This is a genomic window from Pseudogemmobacter sp. TB195 (assembly GCF_058313095.1).
Genome location: NZ_JBZEGG010000025.1, coordinates 35,254 through 58,739, shown reverse-complemented (window position 1 = coordinate 58,739; position 23,486 = coordinate 35,254). Strand labels below are relative to the sequence as shown.

Annotated in this window: 24 protein-coding genes and 1 pseudogene; 10 read left to right on the top strand and 15 right to left on the bottom strand. The window is 61.6% G+C overall.

Annotated elements, in window-relative coordinates:
* Complete coding sequence (locus tag AC4FS3_RS21870; protein ID WP_283179749.1) at window positions 1-939, top strand: sulfonate ABC transporter substrate-binding protein; 939 nt, start codon at window positions 1-3, stop codon at window positions 937-939.
* Window positions 940-1,145: 206 nt separating this feature from the next.
* Window positions 1,146-2,301 (top strand): annotated as a pseudogene (locus AC4FS3_RS21865) (integrase core domain-containing protein).
* A 363-nt stretch (window positions 2,302-2,664) separates the two neighbouring features.
* Here AC4FS3_RS21865 and AC4FS3_RS21860 read toward each other — a convergent pair.
* The 4 genes from AC4FS3_RS21860 to AC4FS3_RS21845 all read right to left on the bottom strand — a co-directional run bounded on the left by AC4FS3_RS21860 (window position 2,665) and on the right by AC4FS3_RS21845 (window position 6,392).
* The gene (locus AC4FS3_RS21860) at window positions 2,665-4,404 is read right to left on the bottom strand and encodes an aromatic amino acid ammonia-lyase (RefSeq protein ID WP_491022298.1); all 1,740 of its coding nucleotides are present in this window, start codon (window positions 4,402-4,404) and stop codon (window positions 2,665-2,667) included.
* A gap of 582 nt (window positions 4,405-4,986) precedes the next feature.
* Entirely contained in the window at window positions 4,987-5,247 is a 261-nt protein-coding gene (locus AC4FS3_RS21855) for a transposase (RefSeq protein WP_491022297.1), read from the bottom strand.
* Window positions 5,248-5,369: 122 nt separating this feature from the next.
* Window positions 5,370-5,843 (bottom strand): hypothetical protein, encoded by a 474-nt coding sequence (locus AC4FS3_RS21850; protein ID WP_491022296.1) that lies wholly within the window; start codon window positions 5,841-5,843, stop codon window positions 5,370-5,372.
* 21 nt (window positions 5,844-5,864) lie between these two features.
* Window positions 5,865-6,392, bottom strand: a complete 528-nt coding sequence (locus tag AC4FS3_RS21845; RefSeq protein ID WP_491022330.1) for an LLM class flavin-dependent oxidoreductase — start codon at window positions 6,390-6,392, stop codon at window positions 5,865-5,867.
* Here AC4FS3_RS21845 and AC4FS3_RS21840 point away from each other — a divergent pair.
* Window positions 6,281-6,637, top strand: coding sequence for a transposase (locus AC4FS3_RS21840; protein WP_491022295.1), 357 nt, complete (start codon window positions 6,281-6,283; stop codon window positions 6,635-6,637). The two genes, AC4FS3_RS21845 and AC4FS3_RS21840, sit on opposite strands and share 112 nt — an antisense overlap.
* A gap of 264 nt (window positions 6,638-6,901) precedes the next feature.
* Here the strand turns inward: AC4FS3_RS21840 and AC4FS3_RS21835 are convergent, their stop codons facing one another.
* The 8 genes from AC4FS3_RS21835 to AC4FS3_RS21800 all read right to left on the bottom strand — a co-directional run bounded on the left by AC4FS3_RS21835 (window position 6,902) and on the right by AC4FS3_RS21800 (window position 15,525).
* The gene (locus AC4FS3_RS21835) at window positions 6,902-7,792 is read right to left on the bottom strand and encodes an NAD(P)-dependent oxidoreductase (RefSeq protein ID WP_491022294.1); all 891 of its coding nucleotides are present in this window, start codon (window positions 7,790-7,792) and stop codon (window positions 6,902-6,904) included.
* Window positions 7,793-7,803: 11 nt separating this feature from the next.
* Entirely contained in the window at window positions 7,804-8,889 is a 1,086-nt protein-coding gene (locus AC4FS3_RS21830; RefSeq protein WP_283179755.1) for an isocitrate/isopropylmalate dehydrogenase family protein, read from the bottom strand.
* A gap of 18 nt (window positions 8,890-8,907) precedes the next feature.
* On the bottom strand, window positions 8,908-10,353 hold the full coding sequence (locus AC4FS3_RS21825) for an NAD-dependent succinate-semialdehyde dehydrogenase (RefSeq protein WP_491022293.1): 1,446 nt from the start codon (window positions 10,351-10,353) through the stop codon (window positions 8,908-8,910).
* 18 nt (window positions 10,354-10,371) lie between these two features.
* Window positions 10,372-11,583, bottom strand: coding sequence for an iron-containing alcohol dehydrogenase (locus tag AC4FS3_RS21820; RefSeq protein ID WP_491022292.1), 1,212 nt, complete (start codon window positions 11,581-11,583; stop codon window positions 10,372-10,374).
* Between the two features lie 45 nt (window positions 11,584-11,628).
* Window positions 11,629-12,618, bottom strand: a complete 990-nt coding sequence (locus tag AC4FS3_RS21815) for an Ldh family oxidoreductase (protein ID WP_491022291.1) — start codon at window positions 12,616-12,618, stop codon at window positions 11,629-11,631.
* A 63-nt stretch (window positions 12,619-12,681) separates the two neighbouring features.
* Window positions 12,682-13,962 (bottom strand): TRAP transporter large permease, encoded by a 1,281-nt coding sequence (locus AC4FS3_RS21810; protein ID WP_491022290.1) that lies wholly within the window; start codon window positions 13,960-13,962, stop codon window positions 12,682-12,684.
* A complete protein-coding gene (locus tag AC4FS3_RS21805) occupies window positions 13,959-14,444 on the bottom strand; it encodes a TRAP transporter small permease (RefSeq protein WP_198837166.1) in 486 nt (161 codons plus the stop codon). Before AC4FS3_RS21805 ends, AC4FS3_RS21810 begins: the two co-directional genes overlap by 4 nt.
* 97 nt (window positions 14,445-14,541) lie before the next feature.
* Window positions 14,542-15,525, bottom strand: a complete 984-nt coding sequence (locus tag AC4FS3_RS21800) for a TRAP transporter substrate-binding protein (RefSeq protein ID WP_283179761.1) — start codon at window positions 15,523-15,525, stop codon at window positions 14,542-14,544.
* A gap of 156 nt (window positions 15,526-15,681) precedes the next feature.
* Between AC4FS3_RS21800 and AC4FS3_RS21795 the strand changes: the two genes are divergently transcribed.
* From AC4FS3_RS21795 to AC4FS3_RS21780, 4 genes are all read left to right on the top strand, one after another.
* Window positions 15,682-16,392 (top strand): GntR family transcriptional regulator, encoded by a 711-nt coding sequence (locus tag AC4FS3_RS21795; RefSeq protein ID WP_491022289.1) that lies wholly within the window; start codon window positions 15,682-15,684, stop codon window positions 16,390-16,392.
* A 65-nt stretch (window positions 16,393-16,457) separates the two neighbouring features.
* Window positions 16,458-17,918, top strand: coding sequence for an aldehyde dehydrogenase family protein (locus AC4FS3_RS21790; RefSeq protein WP_491022288.1), 1,461 nt, complete (start codon window positions 16,458-16,460; stop codon window positions 17,916-17,918).
* Between the two features lie 116 nt (window positions 17,919-18,034).
* Window positions 18,035-18,862, top strand: a complete 828-nt coding sequence (locus AC4FS3_RS21785; protein WP_491022287.1) for a phosphogluconate dehydrogenase C-terminal domain-containing protein — start codon at window positions 18,035-18,037, stop codon at window positions 18,860-18,862.
* 268 nt (window positions 18,863-19,130) lie between these two features.
* Entirely contained in the window at window positions 19,131-19,283 is a 153-nt protein-coding gene (locus AC4FS3_RS21780; protein ID WP_491022286.1) for a hypothetical protein, read from the top strand.
* 102 nt (window positions 19,284-19,385) lie between these two features.
* On the opposite strand, the gene AC4FS3_RS21775 is transcribed toward AC4FS3_RS21780, so the two are convergent.
* From AC4FS3_RS21775 to AC4FS3_RS21765, 3 genes are read right to left on the bottom strand one after another with little or no spacing between them, the layout of a single operon-like run.
* Window positions 19,386-19,796 (bottom strand): hypothetical protein, encoded by a 411-nt coding sequence (locus AC4FS3_RS21775; RefSeq protein WP_491022285.1) that lies wholly within the window; start codon window positions 19,794-19,796, stop codon window positions 19,386-19,388.
* Between the two features lie 26 nt (window positions 19,797-19,822).
* On the bottom strand, window positions 19,823-19,972 hold the full coding sequence (locus AC4FS3_RS21770) for a hypothetical protein (RefSeq protein ID WP_491022284.1): 150 nt from the start codon (window positions 19,970-19,972) through the stop codon (window positions 19,823-19,825).
* On the bottom strand, window positions 19,972-20,139 hold the full coding sequence (locus AC4FS3_RS21765) for a hypothetical protein (protein ID WP_491022283.1): 168 nt from the start codon (window positions 20,137-20,139) through the stop codon (window positions 19,972-19,974). Before AC4FS3_RS21765 ends, AC4FS3_RS21770 begins: the two co-directional genes overlap by 1 nt.
* A 213-nt stretch (window positions 20,140-20,352) precedes the next feature.
* Here AC4FS3_RS21765 and AC4FS3_RS21760 point away from each other — a divergent pair, with 213 nt between their 5' ends.
* The 3 genes from AC4FS3_RS21760 to AC4FS3_RS21750 all read left to right on the top strand — a co-directional run bounded on the left by AC4FS3_RS21760 (window position 20,353) and on the right by AC4FS3_RS21750 (window position 23,443).
* Window positions 20,353-20,502 carry a hypothetical protein gene (locus tag AC4FS3_RS21760; protein ID WP_491022282.1) on the top strand — a complete coding sequence of 50 codons (150 nt, stop codon included), beginning with the start codon at window positions 20,353-20,355 and terminating at the stop codon, window positions 20,500-20,502.
* Window position 20,503: 1 nt separating this feature from the next.
* On the top strand, window positions 20,504-20,713 hold the full coding sequence (locus AC4FS3_RS21755) for a hypothetical protein (protein ID WP_491022281.1): 210 nt from the start codon (window positions 20,504-20,506) through the stop codon (window positions 20,711-20,713).
* A gap of 312 nt (window positions 20,714-21,025) precedes the next feature.
* The gene (locus tag AC4FS3_RS21750) at window positions 21,026-23,443 is read left to right on the top strand and encodes a membrane-bound PQQ-dependent dehydrogenase, glucose/quinate/shikimate family (protein ID WP_491022280.1); all 2,418 of its coding nucleotides are present in this window, start codon (window positions 21,026-21,028) and stop codon (window positions 23,441-23,443) included.
* Window positions 23,444-23,486: the final 43 nt, after the last annotated feature.

Genomic DNA, 23,486 nt, shown 5'->3' with positions numbered 1-23,486 from the left:
ATGACGCTTAACAGACGGGACTTCGGACTGGTGGCAGCGGCCGCCCTTACCGCTTCGGTGCTGCCTGCGATGGCACAAACGAAAGAGATCCGGGTCGGCTTTCAGAAATACGGCACGCTTGTGCTGTTGAAAGGTCGGGGTCTGCTGGAGGAGAAGCTGGGCAAGCTGGGCTATTCGGTGACATGGCTGGAATTCGCCGCCGGTCCGCAGATGCTTGAGGCGCTGAATGCGGGCGCCCTGGATATCGCGCAGACGGGCGAAGCGCCGCCTATTTTTGCTCAGGCTGCCGGGCCGCTGCTTAACTACCTGGCGTTCGAACCACCTGCGCCAAAGGGTGAGGCAATTCTTGTGCCTGCAGACAGCCCTGTCGCTTCGGTCGCCGATCTGAAGGGCAAGAAGGTGGCGCTGAACAAAGGGTCGAATGTGCATTTTCTTCTGGTCCGGGCCCTGGAAGCCGCGGGGCTGGCCTATGAAGATATTGAGACCGTCTTCCTGCCCCCCGCCGATGGCCGTGCTGCCTTTGAAACAGGCGCAGTCGATGCCTGGGTGATCTGGGATCCTTTCCAGGCGGCGGCCGAAACTGCGCTTGGGGCCAGGGTTCTGGCCAATGCCGAGGGCCTTGCGCCAAACTACCAGTTCTATTTTGGCGAGCGCAGCTTCCTTGAGGGAAATACCGCAGTGGTGCCCGAGCTGATCGCGGCAATTGCCGAAACCGGGGCCTGGATCTCCTCGAACCCTGACGCAGCAGCGGCGGAGCTGTCGCCTTCAACCGGGATTCCCGAGGATGTGCTGAAGATCGCCATCGGACGGCAAAGCTTTGGTGTCGGGCCGATCACAGACCAGGTCGTAGCCGATCAGCAGGCCGTGGCCGATACGTTCCACAAACTGGGCTTGCTGCCAAAGCCGATCACGGTTGCCGACGCCGTGTTCAGGGTCTGAGCCAGGCGCCGGCCCGTCGGGCATTCCCGGATGGGTGCCGGCAGCAGCGTCTGGCGGCATCTTTTCCCCGCTCGGGATCGCCTTGATGGCGGAGATGGGTTTTGTACCTGGAACATTTGACAGAGGTGGCTGCGGAAATCTGAACAACTGGGGTAAGTGGATTTTCCGAGCAACAGCGGCATGATGCTGCAAGCGAGGAGAAGACGATGGGGAGACGCCCGCGCCGGAACCACAGCCGGGCTTTCAAGGCGAAAGCGGCGGTAGCTGCGAGTAAGGGTGAGAAGATTCTAATCGAGATTGCGCAGGATTTTGACGTGCATCCGAACCAGATCAAGCAGTGGCGTGACCAGTTGCGCGAGGGCGCGACCGGGGTATTCGGGGAAGTCCCGAAGACCGAACCAGAACCACCCATCGATGTGAAGACCCTGCACGCCAGGATCGGGGACCTAACCCGTTGGAGCCATGGGTTCGAGCCAATGGCTGAGGCGCCGGAGAACGGTTTTTTGTCCGGCATGCTCGGCAAGGCAGGTCTGTTGCCGAGCGCAAAAAGATGATCGATCCCACCGTCAGGCTGAGCGTCAACCGCCAGGCCATCATGCTGGGGATCAGCCGGAGCAGCATCTGCTATCAGACCCGTCCGGTCTCGGATGCTGATCTGAAACTGATGCACCGGATCGACAAGCTGCACATGGAATTCCCGTTCGCGGGCAGCCGGATGTACAGGGGCTTCTGGTCCAGGAAGGGTTCAAAATTGGACGGATACACGTTGCCATGCTGATGAAGCGCATGGGGCGAGCGCGTGAGCGCCAAGGGTCGAGCGAACCCGCGAGGAAGGCGCTTTACCGCCGGCAGAACATCTTAAAACCGGCACCGGGGCATAAGATTTGCCCCTGTCTGCTCAGGAAGCTGCCCATCACGCGACCCAATCAGGCCTGGCGGGTGTCGATCACGCTGGAAACAGACTTCTGCATAGTGGCTGTGGAGGAGGCGCTGGCTCGCAACGGCACGCCCGACATATTCAACATGGAACATGGTCGCGCCATCGGCTCGAGCGGCGATGCGACGTCAGGGCAATCAGATTACCTCCACCGCCATGATCAAGGTGCTGGCCGCCCGCGAGATCAGGATCAGCTTGGAAGGCAGGGGCGCCTGACGAGACGACGTCTTCCCGAGCGCCTCTGGCGAACCATCAAATACGAGAAGGTCTGCCTGCGGGCCTGCGTCAGCGTCTCGGAAGCCCGCGTCGGGACAGGCAGGTTTCTGAGCTTCTGCAACAGCCGCCGACCGCATTCGTCGCTTGACGGGAAAACCCCCGATCAGGCCTGCCTCAACCAGCCTATGCCCGAGGCCGTGGCAGCGTGAACGAGGCGGAGAACCATTCAGAGAACGCCCGGAACCTGGCCAGATAAACCGAGCCACCTCTCTGGCAGCGGCCAAGATCGACATGGTCCATGTGAACCCGCGCTAGGCACGGCGCTTCGGCACGCTGCAGCACCTCGCCTGGCTTGAGATCGAAAACCTTCAGTTCCGGTTCCAGTGGTGCTTCATCCGGATACCCGGTTGGGGCGCTTGTTGGCGTATGACCCTAGCAAGTCGGTTGGATCTCCTGCGCTTCCTCTATGGTAGAAAAAAATCAGCAATTAAAATAGCCGCCCGGGACATCTCCGGACGGCTCCTCTGCTCAGAATAATCGCCAGGGTCGTAGCCCTGCCATTGCAGAGGGCATTAGTTTGGCATCATGCCCGCGCGGGGGATCGGCGCCGCAGCGGGCTCTTCAGGGCCGCCGGAGTAAAAGGTTGCGGCTGGTGTCTCCCACATGAAATCGTAGATGATCTGCCCCTGGTTGCGATAGGGACGGTCCGCAGGTGCCATTTCCCAGGGAACAGCATTTCTTAAAGCAGCCAGCGCTGCCGTCGGCGCTTCGCCAAACTTCCGCGACGGGTCCTGCAGCCGCCGGATATCCATCCAGTAGCTCGCCGTCATCAGGTCCTGCGCGACAAGGTGCGACAGGACATCCACGGCTTTGCGGGCGGTCTGACCCTTCAGTCTGGTCTGGGCCTCAAGATCTTCGACGGTGGCTACGATCGCCTGCCCATTCGGGGTCAGCGGCATCCCAAGCTGCGCCAGTTCCTGCCACAAATCGCTGGGAAGATAACCGCCATGCGCGATCGGCAATCTGCTCTTGATATCAGCTTCAACCACGTCATCCGGCTTGATGACGGTGAAGAACGGATTGTTGAAGCGCTCAATACGCTGGGCAACAGCCACGCCCATATTGGTCAAGGCGATATTGAAGGCCTCGATTTGATTGGCAATCGGATAGGGGTCCCAGTTTGCATTCGAAAAGATATATCCTGACATTCCGTTGCTGAGTTCACCCCCCTTGACGTAGAAACGCATAAAATGCGGGCTGCTCAGCTCCCATGAACTGTCGGGGGAAATGCCGGGAACCACTGCCGGGTTGTGATCCGAGCCATTGATCGAGATATGAAGTGAATCGCGCAGCTCAGCCCAGGCGTACCATGCCGAGCCATGGCGCTGTGTTGATGCGCGCATGCTGATCGGGTCCTGAATAATGCGCATCGGGTCTACCTCGAAAAGATAGCTGCCGCGGACCATGTCCAGCACTTTCTCTGCATTCCAGTTCAGCCAGTCATAGGGCCGCATGGACTGGACCGGCGCCGAAATCGGCGTAAGACTTGAGTTCATCCCGTTCAATGCCATAGCATAGCTGAGATCTGCCCATTCCAGCACCTCGCGCGCATCGGACAGAACAAGCGCAACCTGCGCATAGGCATAGGCATTGGTGCTGATCAGCGCGGCCTGATCGGCACCTGTCGGGGCAAGAGGTTCCAGACCCGCGCGCTTAAGCGCTTCCATCGCCGACATACGCTCGCCATCAAAGTAGGCTTCGCCAGCTCCGACCATAGTGCCCGCGATATTGCCCATCGTGGGAAGGTCGCCTTCACCAAGTGTACCCCGTGACATGACAACAGGCGTGACGCGACGGTTGACCAGTTCGACAAGCATGGTGAGAAGCGCCGGGCTTGCCGCCTCATATGTCAGGGAATTCGCGCGAATTGCCATGATTGCGCGCACGAGTTCTTCTTCGTGAATCTCCGGCCCATAACCGCCCCTCGCGCCATTTGCAAAGCGCGTAAGCTGCTGATCGGCCAGGAAGGCTGCATTCTCTGGTGTGGTCGGATCGCCTTCAAAGATTACCGTTTCGCGATTTGAGCCTGCACCCCTGTTGAACCAGTAGATCGGCATCCCCTCCGCCGCGCCCTGCAAAAGAAGCCCGTAAGCATCTTTCGAGCGCTGGATGGCTTCGGCGCTCAGCTCGATCTTCGCGCCGTCGCGCGCGATACGAATAACCTGGTCATAGGTCATATCGCGCCCGGTCAGCACAATCGTTTCCTCTGCTGCCGTAATGGTGATCGGCTCGTAAACCGCAGCCGGCTGCAAATCGGCTTTCGCAATTGTTGCGGATAGCAAAACTGCGCCAGCACAGGATACCGCATTCAACACGAGTCGTGATCTTTGAAGTAACACCAGTCGTCTCCTTGCGAGTTAACTTTTGGAAATTTTTTCTTCCTGAGGCCCTCTGTTGCGAAACATTTGTTCATCAGGGTGAACCTGCATCGCTGAGTCAAGAATTTTTATTCCCTGGGTTGAACTCTCGGGATGACTGCAACCTGTCGTTATATGTTTGGGAATTTAGTGATTTATAATAGCTGTTTAGCTCGGTCATGTTGGCAAATGGCGGAGCGAGAGCCTGATGCTGGTGACCCGCCACGGCAAATGAGCTACTCTCCGATCCTTCGACAGTTTTCGGGGATACTTGAGCTGCAGCCTGTTCCTTCCGGTCGGTTTCGATCCTGTTGAAGTAGGCCACAGCGGGGGCAACCCGCCAGGGGCAGTTTATGGTCGCCGATGGTTGTAGAAGGTGATCCGAGATCCGATGGCGGCTTTTGCTTGCGACCCGGTCTCCCAGGCCTGCAGGTGAACCAGTCCATGATGGCGACCAGATACAGACCCTCTGCTGCATCAGCAGATAAGGGATGTCGGCACACCAGGCATGGCATGCAACGACCGGCCCGTCTCCTCGTCCACCTCCACCGCAGGCTTCTTGCCGCCGTGCTCGAAGATATCCGCTGCCCCGTCGAGCAGCGATTTCTTCCCCTGATGGATCAACGTCGGATGCACGCCGTAATCGGCGGCCAAATCCGACATCCTGCGCTCGCCCTTTACGGCTTCCAGTGCCACGCCAACCGCGAAGCCAGCGTCATGGTCACTGCGCTTCCGCATGCCTGATCCCCTCATCCCTGGAGACCAGCAACCGTCAGATCGTAGCTTCCGGCTCTTACTGCCATGAAACAGAGCGTCAGGTCCGACGCCCTGACGCCACTGTGCCGCGCGATCTGGCCATCTCAGGCCGATTGCAAAAGGTGTCTTGCAGTGCCCAGATGGCCGGGTTTTGAAAGGCCGAGGTTCTGGCGCAGGGATGCTCCCTCGTATTCCGCGCGGAACAGACCCCTGCGACGCAGCTCGGGCACCACATTGGCGATGAAATCCGTCAACCCGCCGGGGAGAGTTGGCGGCATGATATTGTAGCCATCTGCCCCACCGGCAAGGAAGCGTTCCTCCAGCTGGTCAACGATATCGAACGCCGTGCCGACCAGCTGCCAGTGACCGCGTGCGCCCGCGATGCGCCGCGCCAGCTGGTTGATCGTCAGGTCCTCACGCCGCGCGAGATCGAAAAGCAGCGCCTGGCGGCTCTTGCCGCCGTTGGTTTCCGGCAGCTCCGGCACCGGACCATCAGCCGGATAGGCGCTGAGGTCGAAGTCTCCGATCATGTAAGAGAGCTGCGCGATGCCCACCGAAGGGTGGATCAGTTCCTGCAATTCCGCGAACTTCTCCTGTGCTTAACTGCGGCGGCTGCCCACCACCGGGAAGACACCGGGCATCACTTTCAGATCGTCTGGCCTGCGGCCATATTTCGCAAGCCGCCCCTTCAGATCATTATAGAAGGCCACGGCATCGGCGGTCGTCTGCTGCGCGGTGAAGACCACTTCGGCGGTGCGGGCCGCAAGGTCCTTGCCCGGCTCAGACGATCCCGCCTGCACCACCACCGGATGGCCCTGGGGCGAGCGCGCCACGTTCAGCGGCCCTTTTACGTTGAAATGCGGGCCGCGATGGTTCAGAACATGTTGCTTGTCCGGGTCGTAATAAACGCCGTTTTCCTGATCGCGGCTGAAGGCGTCATCCTCATAGCTGCCCCAGAGGCCCAGCACGACATCGGTAAATTCCCCGGCACGCTTATTCGCTGGTGATGCGGCAGATGGCGTTCGGGGCCGTAATTCGCGGCCTCTTCCTCGGCGTGGATCACCGCCATAGCCGTTTCCAGATCTTCCAGCGCCAGTTCGAACTGGTCCAGATTGCTCGTCTTGGATTTCGGGGGCTGTTTGAAGAGGTCGGGCTGAACCTGGCCTGTCGCTGGTTCTGCCGCCTGGTTCCGACCGATCCGGTTCCGGATCATTTCACCTTCTCGATGACTCGCCATGGTCGGTGCCGCGATTGCGATCTGCTGCCTCGGGTCGTCGAGACCGTTCTGGCACGCTGCAATGCGGAAGGGCTTGTTGGCGGCCGTCTGTTTGGGGCGGATGCCTTGCTGATCAAGGCCGATGCGGGCCGCTAACCCGGGCCGAAGACTGCTCCGCAGGTGAGATCATCAGCCGGGCTGCGCAGGAATACCTCGATACCTTTGATGATGCGGCCTCCGGCGGCGCGACAACGGTGGCGCAAGCGCCGCGCGTCAATCTGGTTGATCGGATGCCCTGTAGCTGGATCGGGCCCGAGTGATCGATGCCGTGAGACAGGGGCCCGAGGACAGCCAGATTTGAGCGCGGCGCTTCCCCGATAAGGGCCTGAAGGCCGGAAGATCAGCGGGTTTTCGGGTGGCTCAGCCTTTTGATGCCACTTCGCCGAAATAGCGGGCGGTTTCGGACAGGAAACCCTGGCCAAAGCCGCCATCCGTCAGGCTTTGCAGCGCACCATAAACACCGCTTGCCGTCTGGTGACCGGCAGAGACGTCTTCGGCCATCTGGACATAATAGCTCAGATCCTTATTGGCATTCGAGATGAAGAACTTCATCTTCGAATTGTCGCCCTCCAACAGGAAGGGGCTGACCCGGTCGAATGCTGCGCCATAACCGCCGCCTTTCGCCAGAACTTCGGTAAAGATCTCCGGCGAGATACCGCCGCGCTCGGCACAGGCCGCCGCTTCGCCGATCAGCGTCACCATGCCCAGCGAGCAGAAATTGTGCAGCAGTTTCAGCTTGTGGCCCGCCCCCGGCCCGCCCGCATGGAAGATGTTCTCGGCGAAAGTCTCCAGCAGCGGGCGGATCCGCGCAAAAAGCTCCGGATCCGCGCCGACCAGCAGGTTAAGGCGCCCGGCTTCGGCCTCGAGCGGGGTGCGGGTCATTGGGGCATCCATGAAGAGCGCGCCGGCGGCCTCGGCCTGTTTCGCAATCGCCTCGGTCGAGCTCGGGATCGCGGTAGAGCAGTCGATGATGACCGTGCCCTTTTTCACCGTTTTCAGGATGCCATTCTCGCCCAGCAGCACGTCTTCGACCTGAGGCGTCCCGGAAACGCAGAGGATGATCACCTCGGACGCCGCCGCCAGATCATGCTTGTCGGCGAATTTCGCAGCGCCAAAGCCGATGAGATCGCTACAGTCCTGGTTGCCCGGATGGTCGAGGAACCCAAGCGCCCAGCCCTTGGAAACCACGTTTTTCGCGATGCCATGCCCCATCAGGCCAACACCGATAATTCCAACTTTGAGATTGCCCATGAGACCCCTCCTCAGGCCAGAGCGCGGCAGATCGCATCTGCCATTTCAGTGCATTTCGCATGGCCGCCCAGATCGCTCGGGACAGTTTCGCCCGCCGCCAGCACGCGGCCAACGGCGCTTTCGATACGGTCACCCGCCTCGGTCAGACGCGCATCACCTTTGCGGTCGCCCAGCCAGCGCAGCATCATCACCGCCGAGAGCACGCTCGCCACCGGGCTTGCGATATTCTGCCCGGCAATATCCGGGGCCGAGCCATGCGCGCCCTGGAAGAGCGCGTAATCATCGCCGATTTCACCCGAGGGCGAGATCCCCATGCCGCCAACGGTCGCGGCACCCAGATCCGAGATGATGTCGCCGAACATATTCTCGGCCACGATCACGTCATAGAAATCGGGGCGCTTCACCATATGGACGGTGATCGCATCAGCATAGGCATAGTCGATGCCGATATCGGGGTAGCCCTGATGCACCTCGTCGCAGATCTTGCGGAAGAAGGCATAGCTGCGCAGGATATTCGCCTTGTCGCAGACCGTGACCCGCGACTTGCCGTCACGCGGCGCGCCATTGCGCTTTTTCGCCAGATCAAAGGCGAATTTGGCCACCCGCTCTGTGCCCTTGCGGGTGATCACCAGGCTGTCCGAGGCAAATTCATCGCGCAAGACCACACCCGCGCCCCGGCTGGCATAAAGCCCTTCGGTATTCTCGCGGATGATGACGTAATCAATGCCGCCGCCGTCAAAGGCGCGCAGCGGTGACAGCACGCCCGGCAGCAGTTTCACGGGGCGCACATTGGCATAAAGGTCGAGCCGGAACCGCAGTCGCAGGTGAAGGTCATTGCCGACTTCCGTCCCGTCCGGATAGACGACGCCCGGCAGACCGGCAGCACCGTGCAGGATCGCATCAGCGGACCGGCAGGCGGCATAGGTGTCGTCGGGCAGCACATCGCCCGTCTTGACGTAGTGACCGGCACCGCCGTCAAACATCTGGAAGTCCAGCAGGTTTTCACCAACCGCCGCCTTCAGCACCCTGATCGTGGCGTCAGTGATCTCGGGGCCGATACCGTCACCGGCAATGGTCGCAATCGTGTAATTGGTCATGTTGCAGATCCCCGTCGCTTACCAGTTGGTCGCGATATATTTGGCTTCCATGAATTCGAGCATCCCGTGATGCGCGCCTTCGCGGCCCAGCCCGCTTTGCTTGACGCCGCCAAACGGGGCCGCCGGGTCGGAGACCAGACCGCGGTTCAGCGCCAGCATCCCGGCTTCCAGCTTTTCTGACACCCGCAGACCACGCGCCAGATCTTGCGTGTAGACATAGGCCACCAGGCCATATTCAGTGTCATTGGCGCGGCGGATGGCTTCTTCTTCGGTGTCGAAGGTGTAGATTGGCGCAACCGGGCCGAAGATTTCTTCGCGGGCGAGATCGGCGGAATCGGGCACGTCAGCCAGAACGGTGGCCGGGTAGAAATAGCCCTCGCCTTCAATCGCCTTGCCGCCGGTGGTTACGCGCGCACCTTTGGCCACCGCGTCATCGACCAGTTCGCCGACCTTTTTCACCGCAGCCGCATTTACCAGCGGGCCAAGATCGGTGGTTTCCTCGGCACCCGGGCCAACCCGCAAGGCCGCCATGCGTTCGGTCAGCCGGCGGGTAAACTCTTCGACCACACCGCGCTGTACATAGATGCGGTTCGCGGCCGTGCAGGCCTCGCCGCCATTGCGCATCTTGGCAATCATGGCGCCCTCAATGGCCGCATCCAGATCGGCATCATCGAAGACGACGAAAGGCGCATTGCCGCCCAGCTCCATCGAGGAATGGATCACCTGATCGGCCGCCTTGCGCAAAAGCACCCGGCCCACTTCGGTCGAGCCGGTGAAGGACAGTTTGCGCACACGCGGGTCATCCAGCATCGCATTCACGACCTGGCCGGTGGTTGAGGTGGTCAGCACATTCACCACACCATCCGGCACGCCAGCCTCGGCGAGGATCGCGGCGACGGCATAGGCGGTCAGCGGCGTTTCGGTCGCAGGTTTCAGCACGCAGGTACAGCCAGCGGCCAGGGCAGGCGCAATCTTGCGTGTCGCCATAGCGGCGGGGAAGTTCCAGGGCGTGATCAGAAGAGAGACACCAATCGGCTGATATTGCACCAGAATGCGGTTCGCGCCCGATGGCGCCACGCCCAGATCGCCATGACCGCGCACGGCCTCTTCCGCGAACCAGCGGAAGAATTCAGCGGCATAGGCCACTTCGCCACGCGCATCTTTCAGCGCTTTGCCGTTTTCCAGCGAGATGAGACGCGCGAGCGCTTCGCCGTCGCGCACCATAAGCTCCCAGCATTTCCTGAGGATCTCGCCGCGCTGGCGGGCGGGGGTGGCGGCCCAGCCGGCAGCAGCTGCGGCGGCCGCGTCAACGGCGGCGATGGCATCTTCGGGCGCGGCATTGGCGACGGACCCCAGAACCGACCCGTCGGAAGGGTTGGTCACGTCGATCCGGGTCGGGCGGGCGCCTTCGCGCCATTTGCCGCCAATGAAAAGGTCGGTCGGCCAGGTATTTTCTTGGGTCATCTTACGGTCCTCAGGGTCTCAGGCGGACGCCATGGCAGTGTCGAGAATTTCACGGATCGCCTCGGGCGACAGCGGGCGGGGGTTGTTTTCCACAAGGCGGGCCGCGTTCATCGACAGCGTCGCGATGGAATCGAGGCTGGCCTCCGTCACACCGATCTTGTCTATGGTGGCGGGCATGCCGATACGGGCGAACAGCGCAGACAAAGCCGCGATCAGCGCGTCAGAGGCTTTGGCATCCTCATCCGCAGCCGTCGCCACGCCGATCTCGCGCGCGATTTCAGCATAGTCGCCCGCCGCCACCGACGCGTTGAAACGCATGGTGAAGGGCAGCAGCACGCCGACCCCAAGCCCATGCGCGGTATGGGTTTCCGCACCGATCGGGTATTGGATCGCGTGCGCCGCTGCGGTGCCGGCCGAGCCGAATGCCAGCCCGGCAAGGGTCGAGCCGAGCATCACGGCCGAACGCGCTTCGATATTCTCCGGCTGGTTCACGGCGGTTTCCAGGTGATCAAAGATCAGCCTGATCGCGCGCAGCGCGTAGACATCGGAAAGCGTGTTTTTGCCGACAAAAACCCGGGTCACCGCCAGATCCGGCGTCGCCGCGCGGCTGACGGCGGCAAAGCCCTCAATCGCATGCGCCAGCGCATCGGCGCCGGAGATCGCGGTCAGGCCCTTCGGGCAGGTCACGGTCAGTTCCGGGTCGCAGATCGAGGTATGGGGGATCAGTTCGGGGGACGAGATCCCCACCTTCATCACCCGCTCCGGGTCGGCGAGAACCGCGACAGGGGTGGCCTCGGATCCGGTGCCGGCGGTTGTCGGGATCGCGATGATGGGGCGCACCGGGCCGGGGATCCTGAACTCGCCGTAGTAATTCGACAGCGGGCCCGGGAAGGTCAGAAGCAGGCTCACAAGCTTCGCGAGATCAAGGCAGCTGCCACCGCCAAGGCCGATCACCATATCCGGGGCAAAATCCCTGTAGCGTTCGGCGCAGGTGGTGATGCCATCCAGCGGCAGTTCGGGCTGAGTTTCCGCGAAGACCTCGACCGTGACGCCATTTGCCTCCAGATCGGCCACCAACTCGCCCAGGAGCTGCAGCCCGCCCAGGCGTTCATCGGTGCAGATCAGCGCGCGGGTGCCAAGGTCGCGGGCCAGCCGGCCCAGAGCCGCACGCTGGCCGGGGCCGAAAACAAGGCGCTGCGGGGCGCGGGTGACACCATAATCGAACCGCATGACTTTACTCCTTTTTGCCCTGTCGGCAGGGCCGGTATTGATAGCTTATGAAAGCGCCTGAATGCGCTGCCAGACTTCGGTGGCGACGGTCAGCCCGTCGTGGCCCGCGCGGTCGCGGGTGACGGTGGCACGGTCGCCGGGGATGCGGACGGGCTGTGCCGGATCGGCCGGCGCTGAATGGCGCAGCTCTTCCAGAAAGCCCGAGACCAGCGGCATGAAACCGGAGGCAGGCTCCATCACCACGAAAAGATCGCCCTTGTTGCAGGGCTCGGTCGAATCAAGCGTGCCTTTCACGGCGGTGCCGATGGCCGATCCGGTCAGCGCCGATACCAGCACCTCAAACGCCAGCCCAAGGCCGTAGCCTTTCGCGCCGCCAAAGGGGGCAATCGCGCCGAGCTTGGCGGCATTCGGATCGGTGGTCGGATTGCCCCCGGCATCCAGCGCCCAGCCTTCGGGGATCGGGGCGCCGCGATGGGCGTGGTCATGGATCTTGCCCATCGACACCAGGCTCGTGGCCATGTCGAACACAAATGGCAGCGGCTCTGCCGGAACGCCGATGGTGATGGGATTTGTGCCGATCATCGCGCGCCGCCCGCCATAAGGGTGAACCAGCGCTTCGGACACGGTCATGCCCAAAAGCACCTTCCCCTCCCGGGCCAGCTTTTCGGCATAGAAGGCGAGCATGCCGAGATGGTCGCAATTGCGGATCGCCACCACACAAGAGCCGGTTTCAGCCGCCCTTGCGGTCGCGGTCTCAAGCGCGGCCAGGGCGACAACCGGGCCGAGCCCCTGTTCGCCATCGACATCCAGCAGCGCCTGCCCGCGCCAGGACTGCGCGCCGCGGGTCGCCGGATTGGTCACGCTATTCGCGACACGCTCGATCACGCGGGGCAGGCGCAAAAGGCCATGCGAGGGAACACCGCGCATTTCGGCATCAAGCAACAGCTCCAGCTGGATCGCAGCATGCTCGGGCGACAGACCGCCTTTGGTCAGCGCGCGGATCGCGACAGATCGGATTTCCTCGACAGGGATCATGGGGTCAGCCTTCGTATCTGGGAGCGGCGGCAACCGGGGGGCGCCGGTCGCCGCCGGGGTTACCTATTGCGCCAGAGAGAGATCGCGGAGGAACAGTGATATCTGTGGCACATAGGTGATGAGCATCAGCGACAGAATGATCGCCGACACCGGCCAGATCAGCGGTTTGAACATCCGCTGCACGGGGATCTTCGCAACCGATGCGGCAGCGAAGAGGTTCACCCCAAGCGGCGGCGTGATCATCCCCATGGCAAGGTTCACAATCATGATCATGCCGAAATGCACCGGGTCGACGCCATAAGCGATGGCAATCGGCGCAAGGATCGGCGCCAGCACCAGGATCGCCGCCGAGGTCTCGACAAACATGCCAACAACAAACAGCAGCAGGTTCACAAAGAGCAGGAAGGTGATCCAGCTCTCGAAACTATCCGAGGCCCAGGCGCCAACCATTTTCGGCAGACCCGACATCGAGACGAGGAACGAGAACAACCCCGCCGCCGCGATGATCAGCATGACCGCGCCGGTCGATACCACTGACTGGCGGAAGATTTTCGGCAGGTCAGAGAAGCTCAGCTCGCGATAGATGAACAGCCCGATCACAAGCGCCAGGAAGACGGCGACGGCCGCGGCTTCGGTCGGCGTGAAGATCCCGCCATAGATGCCGCCCACAATCACCACCGGCATCATCAGCGACCAGAAGGCGCTTGCGGCGGATTTCAGGAAGGGCTGGCGGTCATTGCCGTCATTCTTGCCATAGCCTTTCACGCGGCACCAGATCTGCGTCATCACGATCAGCGCAACGGCGATCAGGATGCCCGGGCCGATGCCAGCGATAAAGATCTGGGTGACCGAGGTTTCGGTGGAAACCGCGTAAAGGATCATCGGGATCGAAGGTGGCAGGATCACCCCAAGCTCTGCCGAGGCCGCCTGGATCGTGCCCGCGACCGGGGTCGGATAGCCGTGTTTTACCATGGCCGGGATCAGGATCGCCCCCACGGCGAAGGTGGTGGCGACAGAAGAACCCGAGATCGAGGAGAAGATCATGCAGGTCAGCACGCAAGACGCGGCAAGCCCGCCTTGCACACCGCCAACCATAGATTTCGCGAAATCAACCAGCCGGCGCGACACGCCGCCATGGCTCATCAGATTGCCGGCAAGGATGAAGAAGGGGATCGCCAGCAGCGGAAAGCTGTCCAGCGCGTTGAACATCTTCTGCGGCACCACCATCAGCGGCAGATTGCTGAACATGGTGATGCCGAAAATGGCGGAAAGCGCGATGGCAACCGCCACCGGCACCGAAAGCGCGAAAAGAACGATCAGCGCGGATACGAGAGCGATATTCATTCGGGCAACCTTTCATCCGCGACCGGGCGGAAATGGCCAAGGAGCACGCCCGGCAGCGCGCAGATGCAGCCAACGGGGATTGCCGAATAGAACCAGGCCATCGAGACGCCGAGCATGGCGATCTTCTGGTTCGCAACCCGCATCGCCATCTGGATCCCGTACCAGGACATCACAAAAAGGAAGACGAGCGTCAGCACAAAGACCGCCCAGAGCACCAGCGATTTGATCGGCGCCGGCACCACGTCGCGAATGAATTCCAGCGGAATCATTGCATTGAGGCGGAACCCGGCACAGGCGGCCATGAAGACCATCCAGATCACCGTGCCGCGCGCCAGAATTTCGGTCCAGGCCAGCGAATGCCCGCCACCGAAACGCGACACCACCTGCAGGAAGACCAGAATTGCGGATACGGCAAGCAATGCAGCCGCGATATTATGTGTAAGAGAGACAAACCTCTCTCCGGCGTGCACAAGCCTGCGCATCGCTCCTCCTCCATATGTTGTTGTGGGAGAGTGGGGTCGCGCCCCGGCGCGAGCCCTTCAGCAGGGCCTGTTCAGGCGGGGGCGCGACGGGCTCAGATCACTGCTGTGCGGCGCGGATTTTCTCGAGCGTCTCGCTGCCATAGGTCGAGGTGAAGACGTCATAGACTGCGGAAACCGCCTCGGCGAAAGCTTCCTGGTCGACGGTTTCGATCACTTCCATGCCATTGGCACGCAGCATTTCAAGGCCGCGCTTTTCGTCGTTTTCGACATAGGCGCGATTGGCGGCAACACCGGCGGCGGCCGCTTCACGCACCCAGCCCTGCTCTTCTTCGGTCAGCTGGTCCCAATGGACTTTCGACATCATGATCAGCGAGGGCGAATAGAAATGGCCGGTCAGGGTCGCGTATTTCTGCACTTCCCAGATGCGGTTCGCGATGAAGATCGACATCGGCGTTTCCTGGCCGTCGATGGTGCCCTGTTGCAGCGCCGTGATGACCTCGTTCCAGGACATCGGCAGCGGTGCGGCCCCAAGCGCGGTGAAAGATCCCAGATGGATGTCATTTTCCATCGTACGGATCTTCATGTCCTTCATGTCTTCCGGGGTCTTGATCGGCTTTTTCGAATTGGTGACATAGCGGAAGCCATTTTCGGCCCAGCCAAGCGCCATGATCCCGATCGGTTCGAAATCATCGAGCAGGTCCTGGCCAATCGGGCCGTCAAGGATGGCGCGCGCATTGGCGTAATCTTTGAACAGGAACGGCAGGTCGAGAACATAGGTCGAGGGCACGAAACCACCCACCGGACCGGTCGAGGTGACACCCATTTCAATGGACCCGATCTGCATCCCCTCGAGGATCTCGCGCTCGCCGCCAAGCACGCCATTGGCTTTGATCTCGACAGTGAGATCACCGCCCGAAAGCTCTTCAATCTTTTCCTTGAATGCCTTGGCAGCCGCCCCGTAATGCGATTCTTCCGGCGGGGTCATCGCGATATTCAGGGTGCGGGCTTCAAGCGCGGTCCCAGCCAACATGGCGCAAGCCGAAACGGCAGAAAGCGCCAGAGCGCGGAAATTAAACGACATTTTATCCTCCCTGGGATGGCGGGACTCCCTCCAGAAACGCGCGCCACCCTTGTCATGATATCAACGTATGGACCGGAAAATCCGATACGATACGATTTTAAGCTAGACATCCGATGCGGAAGGGTCAAGAGATTACGGACGGGGAGGAGACGGAAAATGTCAGGGAAGACGCTTGGCCCACAATTATCTTCTGCGGCGCAGCACCCGCGCGAGAAGCATGTGTCGCAACCGCTCGGGGATGAGATCTACGATGCCTTGCTGGGCGATCTGATCTCGCTTCGGATTCCGCCGGGGGAAAGGCTCTCGGTCGATGCGCTGGCGCGTCATTTCGGCGTGTCGCAAACGCCGATCCGGGCGGCGCTGATCCGGCTGGAATCCGAAGGGCTTGTGCAGCAGAAATTCAATTCCGGCTTTTCCGCCGCCCCCCTGCCCGAGGGCAGCCATTTTCGCGATGTCTATGCCTTTCGCCGCATGATCGAGCCCGAACTGGCGGCGCTGGCGGCAGAGAAGGCAACCGCCGAAGACATCGCCGCCCTCGAAGCGCTTTGCGCCGAGATGCGCCACATCGCTGCCGAAAGCCGGCCCGATAATTTCGGCAGTTTTGCCGAGCGCGACAATGCCTTCCACGCCCGGATCGCCCGGATCGCCGGCAACCAGGTCGCCGCCGAGGCGCTGGCGCGGCTCTATATCCATTCGAATCTGTTTCGCCTGCGCTATCACGCGACGATCACCACAAGCGCAGTCAGCGAACATATGGACTTGCTGGAGGCTCTCAGAAACAAGGACGCCGCAGCCGCAAGGGAAACCATGGCGCGCCACCTTGGCCATTCGAAAGACCGGGTCGAACCGTTCTTTATCGAAAGCTGAAACCCATCTGAAATCAGATACCTACGAGGCGCGTTGCCGCCTCTTGTCAGATATGGAGGAAAATCATGGCACTTGATCACCTGATGTGGATCGATTCCACGAAACTGTTCGTAAACGGCGCATGGGTCACGCCCGCGGGCGCTGAGACGATCCCGGTCGAGAACCCTTCGACCGGCGAAGTGATCGGGCAGATCGGACGCGGCACCCTGGCCGAGGTCGATGCCGCCGTCGCCGCCGCGCGCGGCGCGCTGAATGGCGAATGGGGCAAGCTGACCGCGACGCAGCGCGGCCGGATCCTGATGAAAATGTCCGCGCTGGTGCTGGAACGCGCCGAAGAGCTCGCGATGATCGAGACGCTGGATGTCGGCAAACCGCTGAACCAGTCGCGCAATGACTCCATCGCGCTCGCCCGCTATCTCGAATTCTACGCCGGTGCCGCCGACAAGCTGATGGGCACCACGATTCCCTATCAGGAAGGCTTCACCGTCTACACTTTGCGTGAACCGCATGGCGTTTGCGGCATCATCATCCCGTGGAATTACCCGATGCAGATCCTCGGGCGTGGTGTCGGTGCGGCGCTCGCGGCCGGGAATACGGTTGTGCTGAAGCCGGCAGAAGATGCCTCGCTTTCGTCCCTGGCGGTTGCCGCCATCGCGGCAGAGGCGGGCGTTCCGGCAGGCGTGATCAACGTGGTCACCGGCTATGGCCATGACGTGGGTGCGCATCTTTCGTCACATCCGGGCATCAACCATGTCTCCTTCACCGGCTCGGTCGGGACGGGCGTGCGCATCCAGGAAGCGGCGGCGAAGAATGTCGTGCCGGTGACGCTCGAGCTGGGTGGTAAATCGCCGCATATCGTGTTCGACGATGTCGATCTGGAAAAAGCGATGCCGGTTCTGGTCGGCGCCTGTATGCAAAATGCCGGCCAGACCTGTTCGGCGGCTTCGCGCGTGCTGGTGCAGAAGGGCATCTATGACGAGGTCAAGGCCCGCATGATCGCGATCTATGAGGGTCTGACGGTCGGTCCGGCGATTGAAAGCCACAATCTCGGCCCTGTCGTCTCGAAGAAACAGCATCAGATCGTCCAGGGCTTTATTGACCGGGGTCGCGCCGAACTGACCACCGCAGCCCAGGGTAAGCTGCATGCGGACGCACCGGCGGGCGGCAATTACATCCTGCCGACGCTCTTTTCGGAAGTCTCGCCCGACCACGCCCTGGCCCAGCAGGAGATTTTCGGGCCGGTGCAGGTTTTGATCCCCTTCGAGGATGAGGCCGAAGCCATCGCCATCGCCAATGGCACCGATTATGGCCTCGTAACCGGGATCTGGACCCAGGACGGCTCGCGTCAGCTGCGCATGGCGCAAAAGATCCATTCCGGCCAGGTTTTCATCAACAATTACGGTGCAGGCGGCGGGATCGAGCTTCCCTTTGGCGGTGTCGGCAAATCCGGTCATGGCCGCGAAAAGGGCTTCGAGGCGCTGAACGGCTTCACCCATATCAAGACCGTGACCATCAGCCACGGCTGAGACCGATCCTTGCGGGCGCGTGAGAGGGCGCGCCCGCCCCTTCTCATATCGCAACGGCAACCCCCTGCTTCCGCAGGCCGGTCCGCTGTTGCCGCGAACCCGCTGGGGACATCACCATGACCAGAATAGCCTTGTTCGGCGCGGGCGGAAAAATGGGCACCCGCCTGACCCGCAATTTGCAAAAGACCGATTTCGATGTGGCCCATGTCGAGCTGTCACCCGAGGGCCAGCAGCGTCTGAAGGAAGACTTCGCGGTCACCTGTGTCGCGCCGGATGAAGCGATCATCGGTGCTGATGTCGTGGTGCTGGCGGTGCCCGATGCCGTGATCGGCAAGGTCGCAAGCCTTATCGTGCCAAAGCTCGCCAGTGGCACGGTCGTCATCTGTCTCGATCCCGCAGCACCTCATGCCGGCCACCTGCCGCCGCGCGACGATATCGCCTATTTTGTCACCCATCCCTGCCATCCGGGCCTCTTCCGCAATGAGGACAGTGAGGCCGGCCGGCGCGATTTCTTTGGCGGCGTTGCGGCGCCCCAGGGCATCGTCAACGCGCTGATGCAGGGCAGCGAGGCGCAATATGCGCTAGGCGACGCGGTTGCCCGCGCGATCTTTGCCCCGGTTGCCCGCAGTCACCGCGTGACCGTGGAACATATGGCCTATCTGGAGCCCGGGCTGACCGAAACCGTCTGCGCCTCGCTGGTCACCGTGCTTCGCGAAGCGATGGAAGAGGTGATCCGGCGTGGCATCGACCGCGACTGCGCCCGCGAATTCCTGCTAGGCCATATGAGCGTGCTGACCGCCGTGATGTTCGACGAGATCCCCGGCAAGTTTTCGGAGGCCTGCGAGAAGGCCATTGAATTCGGGCGTCCGATGCTGATGCGCGACGACTGGAAAAAAGTGTTCGAACCCGAAGAAATCCGCGCCAGCATCGAGCGGATAACCTGATCAGCCAGATGAGGCGGAGACCGGCTTTCCCGGTCTCCGTATCCCGGCACTGTACCTCAAGCCGCGTGCGCTCAGGATGAAGCCGGGCGCCATCACGTTTTGCAAGATCACCGGGACCACATAGAACAGGATCAGCGAATTGGCCCTCAGGCTGCGCGGCTTTGGTGTCGCAAACAGTCGTCTGAAAAACCCGGCATAAAGCGCTTGGCCCATAGCGGCGCACAGACTTGCGGCAGGGAACATCAAAACCGGCGGCGCCAGTCCGAGAGTGGAAAAAGGCGACAAAGGCAAGATAGGCGCCGATCATCGCGAGATCGCCATGGGCGATGTTCAAAAACCGCAACATGCCGCAAACGAAATTCTGCGCCGAAGCGACAAGCGCTTGGAGCGCACCCGAACAGAGCGCGGCAAAAACAGGTGAGCTGCCATCGGCCCCCCGATTCGGATCTGAGAAGAACGGGCAGCGGTCAGGGCCGCCCGTGAACTGCCGGTGAATGTCGGTGCACTGAGCCTGGGATCTGCCTTACCAGGCGGTTTTCGGGCAGGAGTCCGGTGTCCGGATCTCTTGCGGCCAGAGCAGCTCGAGGGAGGCGTCCTGAATGTGCAGGAAGGATGCCGGCGTCAGACTGTTCTCGACCCTCTCGAACGTCACCGGCCCGTTGATCGTGTCGAAGGTGGCCGCAGCGGTTTCCTCTCGCAGCGCCACGCGGTCAAAACCTGCCACAGCCACCGCCTGTTCGAGGAATTCCCAACGACAAACAAGCGCGCGCCCTGTCGAGCGCATCAGGCGCCTCGCCACATCTCGCGCAACAGGCGTCGAAAAAAGATTGTCGCCTGCCGCCCGCCCTCCTGTTTTGGGCAAACAATGGCCAGCGGTGACGACAGTATCCGCAGCTGTCCCCATCGCCTTTTGAGAGGCGTCGATGATCGACACGACCAGAGCCAGAGCGAAATGTGCTGTCACCCCAGCTCTTTCGCCTGGCCTGTGAAGAGAAAAGCATCCGCCAGGCAACTCAGCGCGATCTCCGTATCCGGCGATGCGGCCTTCGCCTGCGACAGGGGCGAGACATTTGCCATGATCGCGGCGGGGGTGATCGCTTCGGATGCCATCAGCTTTGCCAGTTCCACCCCGGCTTGTCGGGGATGACGGCTGTGGGGAACCAGATCTGGCCGGCCGCCTCCTCGCGCAGCCGCACCGAGGCCGCAGTATTGCCGACCAGCGGAAACTGACAGCGGCTGAGAACCGGCGCCAGCGCAAGAAGATCGGCGTCGACCACGGCGCGGCCAACAGATCGACCTTGTCCTCGGGGATCAGGCGTTCTTCGGCGGCATTACACCCGCCCTGAAACTGAACATGGCCGCATGAAGTCTACTTATGCACCCAGTTAAAACAGGGAGGATTACCGTCGCCTCGAATGCCCAACCCCGTTACAGCTCCAGGCTTGAGGTCTGTTTCGCGCGCCGTCCGAAGGGTTCGGCAAGAGGTCGAAGTGGCTGATGGCAGCGTGGCCGACAGGCTGGAGCTGCTGTCGCGCGAGGCGCTGCTGGACATTGCCTTAGGTCGCACGGGGCTAAGCGCCGCCCTGGCGGTCGAGCTGCAACCGCGCGGCCCAACGATGATTACCGCACCGATTTGCTGACATGGAGCGAAGAGCAGATCGGGGCCTGGCGCGCGGCATCTTGCGACATGAGCGCTTTGACGACCGGGGAAAACGGCTTTCGTCTGCATGCTGCTGGTTGCTGTTCTACGGCATTGTGCTGCGTGCCCATGTGACCGAACCGCCCGAGATCGGGCTTTTGCTGATCGCGATTGTTCCGGTTCTGACACCCGACGGCGCGCGCGGATCCTGAGGCAAAATCCGACCCGCCGTGCAACAGGACGGCGGCGGAGCCCGCATGGGTCATGGACGACTTCGACTCGGCGCGATCATGGTGCGCCTGTTGCATGCGACGGTATCTGCCGGCCCGGCAAGGATGTCTGAGCGAGGAATCCTTCCGGGCCCAGGGAACCGCCAAAGCCGCGCCCGCGTTACAGATTTACGAGGTCCGGGAGCCCGACGGTTGCTCTGGCACGGCAACAGAGCTGTCCACTGAAACCGACATTCTCCGCCACTCCGGCCCCAAACGTCTGTCTTCGATTGGGATCATTCAGGGGGTTATGTCGTGTTTTCCATCATTATGGGTGCCATCTGCGGACTTTTCGGCCTTTGGGTTCTGTGGCTCGGATACGAGCTGGCGGCTGCCGGGGGCAGCTGGTTCTATATCTTCATGGCGCTTGGCCTGATCCTGGCGGGGATTGGGCTGATCCGGCGCCATCAGAGCGGTCTGGCTGTCTATGCCGTAACGCTGATCGTCACCTTCCTCTGGACACTATACGAGGTCGGTTTCGACAAATGGCAGTGGATCCCGCGCGGGGCGCTGCTCGTGGTCTTCGGCCTGATCCTTTGCATCCCGGTCTTCGCACGTGAGATCCGCGCGCAGTCGGGCCGGTCGGCCCCCGGCTATCCGCTGCTTGGCGGCACGGTGGCGGCGATCGTCGTGCTGGCGCTGGTCTCCTGGTTCATCGACCCGGCGCAGATCAGGGGCGCGCTGACAAAACAGGCCAGTACCGGCGACGGGCTCGTCGACCCATCGGGCGTGGCCTATCCCGCAGAGGACTGGACGGCCTATGGCGGCACCAATCTTGGCCAGCGTTATTCTGCGCTGAGGGATATCGACACGGGGAATGTGAAAGGGCTGACACTCGCCTGGGAACATCACACCGGGGATCTGCGCAAGGCGGACGAGGATTCCAAGGAATACACATTCGAGGCCACCCCGATCAAAGTGAACGGGCTTTTGTACTTTTGCACGCCACATAACATCATCCAGGCCCTGGTGCCCGAGACCGGCGCGGTGAAATGGTCTTTTGACCCGATGATGAAGCGCGACCCCTTCTATCAGCACCAGACCTGTCGCGGCGTCTCATGGAACGAGTCGACCGGCTACGCCGCCCCCGCGTCGGACACGCCCGAGGAGCAGGCTGCGATCACTGCGGCAGTGGCGGAATGCCCGAAGCGCATCGTGGCCTCTTCGGTCGACGCGCGGCTTTACACCGTCAACGCCGATACCGGCGCGCTTTGCACCACCTTCGGCGAGAATGGCTATGTGAACCTGCTGGACGGCATGACCGATACCGAACGGGCAAGCTATCAGCAGACCTCGGCGCCGTTGGTGACGAAGGATCTGATCATTCTCGGCTCGGCGATTGCCGATAACTACTATGAAAACAACCCCTCGGGCGTGATCCGCGCCTATGATGTGCGCACCGGCAAGGTCGTGTGGAAATTCGATGCGGGCAAGCCCGACGATACCGCACCGCTTGCCCCCGGTGAGACCTATGTGCCGAATTCCAATGTCGCCTGGACGCAATTCGCGGCCGATGAGACGCTCGGGATGGTCTATATCCCCTTCGGCAATGCCTCGCCCGACCAGGTCGGCATTGCGCGCACGCCCGAACAGGAGGCCTTTGTCGATGCGCTTGCCGCGCTTGATCTGAAGACCGGCCAGCTGAAATGGAAGTTCCAGACCAGTTATCATGACCTCTGGGACCGCGATAACCCCTCGCAGCCGGTACTTCTGAACATGCCGAAGGATGGCGTGGATACGCCTGCGATCATCATCCCGACGAAAATCGGCAATCTCTGGGTGCTCGACCGCCGTGACGGCACGCCGATCCTGCCGGTATCCGAAGTGCAGGTCTCAACTGACAGCGATATTCCCGGCGAAAAACTCTCCGCCGTACAGCCGATGTCTTCGCTGACCTTCGCGCCTGCGCCTTTGCGTGAGGCGGATATGTGGGGGGCCTCGCCCATCGATCAGATCCAGTGTCGCACGACCTTTGTGTCGAACCGCTATGACGGCAATTCCTGGACACCGCCGACCACCACCGGCTCGATCGTCTGGCCCGGCAATATCGGGGTCTTTAACTGGGGTTCGGTCGCGGTGGATCCGGTCAATAAATGGCTGATCGGCACACCGCAATATCTGCCCTATATCTATAAGCTCTATCCGCGTCCCGAAGGCGATCTGACGAAACCGATGTTCCAGGATGATATGTCCGGGGGCGAGGCGAAACCGGGGAATGAGAACCTCGGCGGGCCCTATGCGGTTTCGATCCAGCATTTTCGCTCGGGCCTGGGCGTGCCCTGCAACACGCCGCCCTGGGGTGTGCGGGTCGGCGTTGACCTGACGAATGGCAAAACCGCCTGGAAATATCGCAACGGTACTGTGGCCGGGCAGAAATTCATGGGCGTGAGCTTTCCGATTCCCTTCGAGATGGGGATGCTGGCCCATGGCGGCACGCTGACCACTGCGGGCGGTGTCGCCTTCACTGCGGCGGCGCTGGATGACATCATGCGCGCCTATGACATGCAGACCGGCGAAACGCTGTGGCAGGCCAGACTTCCCGCAGGGGGCCAGGCCACGCCGATGACCTATCGCGGCACCGACGGGAAGCAATATATCGTCGTCGCAGCCGGAGGACATGGCTCGCTTGGCACCACGCCGGGGGATTCGGTTCTGGCCTACCGGCTGGAGTGATCTCCGTGCTTTGCTGCATATGATGTGGTCCATGTGATCTGAA